This window comes from Kribbella albertanoniae, assembly GCF_004348455.1.
Taxonomy (GTDB): domain Bacteria; phylum Actinomycetota; class Actinomycetes; order Propionibacteriales; family Kribbellaceae; genus Kribbella; species Kribbella albertanoniae.
In genome coordinates, this window is the sequence record NZ_SMKA01000433.1 from 1 (window position 1) to 4219 (window position 4219).

At 67.1% G+C, this 4219-nt stretch carries 6 protein-coding genes; 2 read left to right on the forward strand and 4 right to left on the reverse strand.

Translation table 11 applies throughout. The features are described 5' to 3' along the window. From E1261_RS43505 to E1261_RS43515, 3 genes are all read right to left on the reverse strand, one after another. A partial coding sequence (locus tag E1261_RS43505; RefSeq protein ID WP_132416027.1) for an HIT family protein occupies positions 1 to 394 on the reverse strand: 394 nt, incomplete at its 3' end. Next, on the reverse strand, positions 381 to 911 hold the full coding sequence (locus E1261_RS43510; RefSeq protein WP_132416029.1) for a GNAT family N-acetyltransferase: 531 nt from the start codon (positions 909 to 911) through the stop codon (positions 381 to 383). The genes E1261_RS43510 and E1261_RS43505, both read right to left, overlap by 14 nt. Before the next feature lie 26 nt (positions 912 to 937). Continuing rightward, complete coding sequence (locus tag E1261_RS43515; protein ID WP_132416031.1) at positions 938 to 1348, reverse strand: GNAT family N-acetyltransferase; 411 nt, start codon at positions 1346 to 1348, stop codon at positions 938 to 940. A 188-nt stretch (positions 1349 to 1536) separates the two neighbouring features. On the opposite strand from E1261_RS43515, the gene E1261_RS43520 reads away from it, so the two are divergent. Both E1261_RS43520 and E1261_RS43525 read left to right on the forward strand, forming a co-directional pair. Then, a complete protein-coding gene (locus tag E1261_RS43520) occupies positions 1537 to 2064 on the forward strand; it encodes a class I SAM-dependent methyltransferase (protein WP_165952855.1) in 528 nt (175 codons plus the stop codon). Between the two features lie 19 nt (positions 2065 to 2083). After that, positions 2084 to 3505 (forward strand): serine hydrolase domain-containing protein, encoded by a 1422-nt coding sequence (locus tag E1261_RS43525; RefSeq protein ID WP_202875467.1) that lies wholly within the window; start codon positions 2084 to 2086, stop codon positions 3503 to 3505. Between the two features lie 508 nt (positions 3506 to 4013). Here E1261_RS43525 and E1261_RS45725 read toward each other — a convergent pair. Next, positions 4014 to 4219: VOC family protein (locus E1261_RS45725; RefSeq protein ID WP_272948649.1), on the reverse strand; the 206-nt coding region annotated here is incomplete at its 5' end.

The following is a 4219-nucleotide window of genomic DNA, read 5'->3' on the forward strand; positions in this document are numbered from 1 at the left end:
GTAGGGGGCGGGTGTTGTAGAGGTTGTCGCCGGGGTAGCGCGGGAAGACGTGTACGTGGTGGTGCCAGGCGTCCTGGTAGCCGGCCGGCTCGTTGTGCTGGCGGATGGAGACCCCCGCACAGCCGTAGGTGGAGCGGATGCCGATGGCGATCGCCCGGACAGCGTCGTGGACCGCGTGACCGTCCGGAGCGGGCAGGTCGTACAGATTCTCGTGGTGGGCATTCGGTACGACGAGCACGTGGCCCAGGTTGTTCGGCCACCACCGGGATGCGACGAAAGCGGTCGTCCGCTCCGTCCGCAGTACGACGTCCTGCTGGCTGGTCAGCTCGTCTTCCCCGCCGGAGGCGACCAGGCAGAGCGGGCATTCGTAGCCGGCAGGCTCATGGTTGAACACGACCACTCCAGCTGGCTAGACATTGCTCGGCGCCGTACGCGTGGTAGCGGGCTACCTCGGTGAAGCCCAGCTTGGAGGCCAGGCGCAGCGAGCGCTCATTGGCTGTTTGGGTGCTGAGGACCACCGCCTCGCCAGGGCAGGCACTGGCGAACCAGTCGAGCGCCGCGGCGCAGGCCTCACCTGCGTAACCGCGGCCCCACGCGTCGGGCAGGAACAGGTAACCGAGCTCGGTGCCTCCGGCCTCCGGGTAGAGACTCTCCGGGTTGCGCCCGCTGAGCGTGACCGTGCCGATCGCCGCCCCGTCGAGCTCAACCACAAAGAACCCCGGCCGCTCACCAGGCACCTCAGGCAGCGCCCGCTCCAGCTCATCCCGGTCCTGCGCCCCACCGACGTACAAGCCAACTTCCGGCGAAGCCAGCAACTCGATGATGGTCGCCCGATCGCGTCCCTCGGACTGACGCAGTACCAGCCGCTCAGTCCGAATCGGTTCAGGCGGCCACACAACAGATCCAAGCATCTGAGGAACCTACCAACGACAGACGCTCAGCGGTCGAGAACGAACCAGTAGTTGACGGTGGGGCCTTGCTCGGCGAGGCCGCCGCCGAGGGCGTCGTACAGGGAGCGGGCGGGGTGGTTGTCGGCGCCGGTGGTGAGGAACATTTTGGTGGCGCCGGCTCGGGTGCCGGCGGTCATGAAGGCGCGGAGGAGGCCTTTGCCGATGCCGCGGCGGCGGTGGTTCTCGTCGACCGCGAACTGGTGGAGGTAGAGCATCGAGGTGCCGTCGGGTCGGGGCAGGTGATAGCCCCAGCACCAACCGAGAACCTCGGGGTCAGCGGCGACGAAGGCGAGCGTGCCTGGCGAATCCAGGTAGGTGCGACCGGGCTCGGCGCCCATGAACTTTCGGACCGCGGCCGCGAGCAGGTCCGGTGTCGCCGCCCGAATCTGGATCCCCATGCTGGGATTCTGCATATTCGGAAGCCTGTCACAGGATCCCCACCTACCGTGGGGGCATGCGGTACTACGAGGTTGAGGCTCGGGTGGTTTATGGGCAGGTGGAGCGGGAGGGGCTTACGCAGTGGAACGAAGTTTTTGAGGGTGGGGGCAGGTTTGAGGACTTTCCTAATCGGGGGTTCTTGGACGGGGTGCTGGATGAGCTGGCGGTCGGTGGGCGGGTTCTCGAGTATGGGTGTGGGACTGGGCCGGCGGCTTGTTTCCTCGCGGGGCTGGGGTTTCGGGTTGATGCGGTTGATGTGAGCCCGGAGGCGATTGCGCTGGCGAAGGGGTTTGCGGCGGAGCGCGGGGTTCGGGTCGACTTCGCCGTACAGGATGTTTGCCGGTGGCCGGAGGTTGGTGAGACGCGGTACGACGTGGTGCTCGACAGCTACTGCTTGCAGAACATCGTCCTGGACGAGGATCGCGCCGCGGTGTTCCGTGGGGTGCGGGGGCGGTTGCTGCCTGGTGGGCGTTACCTGATCTCGACGGCCTTGTACGACGTGGATCGCGTGTACGGCGAGGAATTCCGGTACGACGCGGTCACGGGGATCTCCTATCGGGGCGAGCTGCCGTATCGCCGGCATCTGACACCATCCGCCTTGCGGGCTGAGTTGGTGGACGCGGGGTTCGAGGTGCTGTCGTTCAGCGGAACTAATTTGGTGTGCGCACGGGCGTAGTCGCGGATACGGTGCACGGATGCCTGCACTCTTGCCACGGTCGACGCCTGCTGCTGCGGGGATGTCGTCCCGCTCGATCATCGCGCTGCTGGATCGGATCGCCGCGGAATCCGTCGAGCTGCACTCGATCATGGTCGTACGGCGGGGACACGTCGTCGCGGAAGGCTGGTGGGCGCCGTACTCGGCGGATCGTCCGCATCTCCTGTACTCGTTGACGAAATCGTTCACCTCGATCGCCGTGGGACTCGTGATCGCGGACGGGTTGCTGTCGCTGGACGATCGAGTGGTGGACGTGTTGCCCGAGCACGTTCCGGCGGATGTGTCGGAGCAGGGGCGTCGCATCACCGTGCATCACCTGTTGTCGATGACGGTCGGTCATCCCACCGACAGTCTTGGTGAGGCGTGGGAGCTGGAGCCGGACGATCTGGTGAAGGGCTTCCTGCGCGTACCGTTCACCGAGCCCGAGGGCACGCGGCACACCTACGACAACGCGACCACGTTCATCCTGGCGCGGATGGTGGAGCGTGTGACCGGCCGCGGTCTGCCGGAGTTCCTGGGCGAGCGGTTGTTCGAGCCGATGGGGATCGAGCACGCCGAATGGGACCGGGTGGCGAGCGGGCTCGCGTTCGGATTCCACGGGCTGTATCTGCCGACCGAGGCGGTCGCTGCTGTCGGGGAGCTGCTGCTGCGCGGCGGGCGGTGGGGTGACCGCCAGCTGGTACCGCGGGAATGGGTCGAGCTCGCGACGAGTCGGCAGATCGAGACCCTGCCGGTCGAGGATGCCTGGGCCGTCGAGGACTTCCTCTGTGGATACGGTTATCAGTTCTGGCGGTCGCGGCACGGCTACTACGGGAACGGCGCCTTCGGTCAGCAGTGTTTGGTCGTTCCGGAGCACGAACTCGTCATCGCCGTGACGTCCGCGCTCGATGAGCGGCAGCCGATCCCCGGGATCTTCTGGGACTTTCTGCTGCCGGGCCTCGATGAGCCGGGGAGCGCCGAGGACGACGAGCTTCTCGCCTCGCGGTTGCGGCAGCTGTCCCTTCAGCCCGTGCCGGGCGAGGCCGCGCCGGAGCGTTCCGCCAAGGCCACAGTCGATGCGTCCGTCGAGAACTCAGCACTGCCCGACGGTACGACGGTCGTCGTCGATCCCGTGGACGGCGGATGGCTGCTGCGGTTGGGTTCCTGGCCAAGCGTCGCGGCCGGCCACGGCGATTGGCGGGAGAGCTCACCCCTCGGCCGCCCGGTCGTCGCCACCGCCGCCTGGCACGACAATACGTTCGTCGCCGAGCTCCAGATCATCACCACCCCCCACCGAGTCCGCCTGGAACTCGACGCCACAACCGCAACCGCAGTCGCCACCTGGAACGGCGTACCCCTAACCGGCCCCAACCTCGAACGCCTCCTGACCGCACCCCTGATGACCCGCCCCGACGTCGCCTGACCAGCATTCACCCACCGGACAAAGGCCCCAAAGGCCAGTCAGTCAGGTGCCTCTGCCCGAGCCGGTACGACGTTGGGCACGGCTCAGCCATTTGCCCGGCCGGAAGGTGGTTGATCGGTGCCCAAGGTGAGCCGGGCGGTCGACCTTGAGCACGGTTTCAACCGTTTCGGCGGGCCTCGCGCGGTTGATGGGTGCTCAAGGTGGCGCTGGACGGCGGTCTCGGGTGCCGGGGCGGTCGGGGTGCGTTCGTCGGAAAGAAATGGTCGGATAGCCGACCAAAAATTGCCGACCAGCGCAGAACCGCAGGCATCACGTACCTCAGCCACAGCCCGTCAGCCCCAGGGCGCCGCGGTGGCTGGGGTGGGTGCCGAGGTTGGTGACCGCGGTGGACGTCGCCTGAGCTTCCGGGCTGCGGTTGCTGCCCGGAAAACGAGGGGATCTCCCCTGAAGTTGCCGGTTCTCCCTTCAAAATATGGGGAGAGAACCGGCAACTTGAAGGGAGATCCCCTCAAGTTTCGGGGAGCCAGCAGAGGCAGAAGGGGTGGCCGGCGGGGTCGGCGTAGACGTTGGTGCCGCGGGCGGCGGTGGGGTCGCCGGTTTTGAGGAGGCGGGCGCCTAGGGCGAGGGCTTTGGTGTGGGCCTCGGTGTGGGCGGGTTGGCCTTCGAAGTAGAGGTCCAGGTGGATCTGCTGGGGCTGGGTGTCGTCGGGCCAGG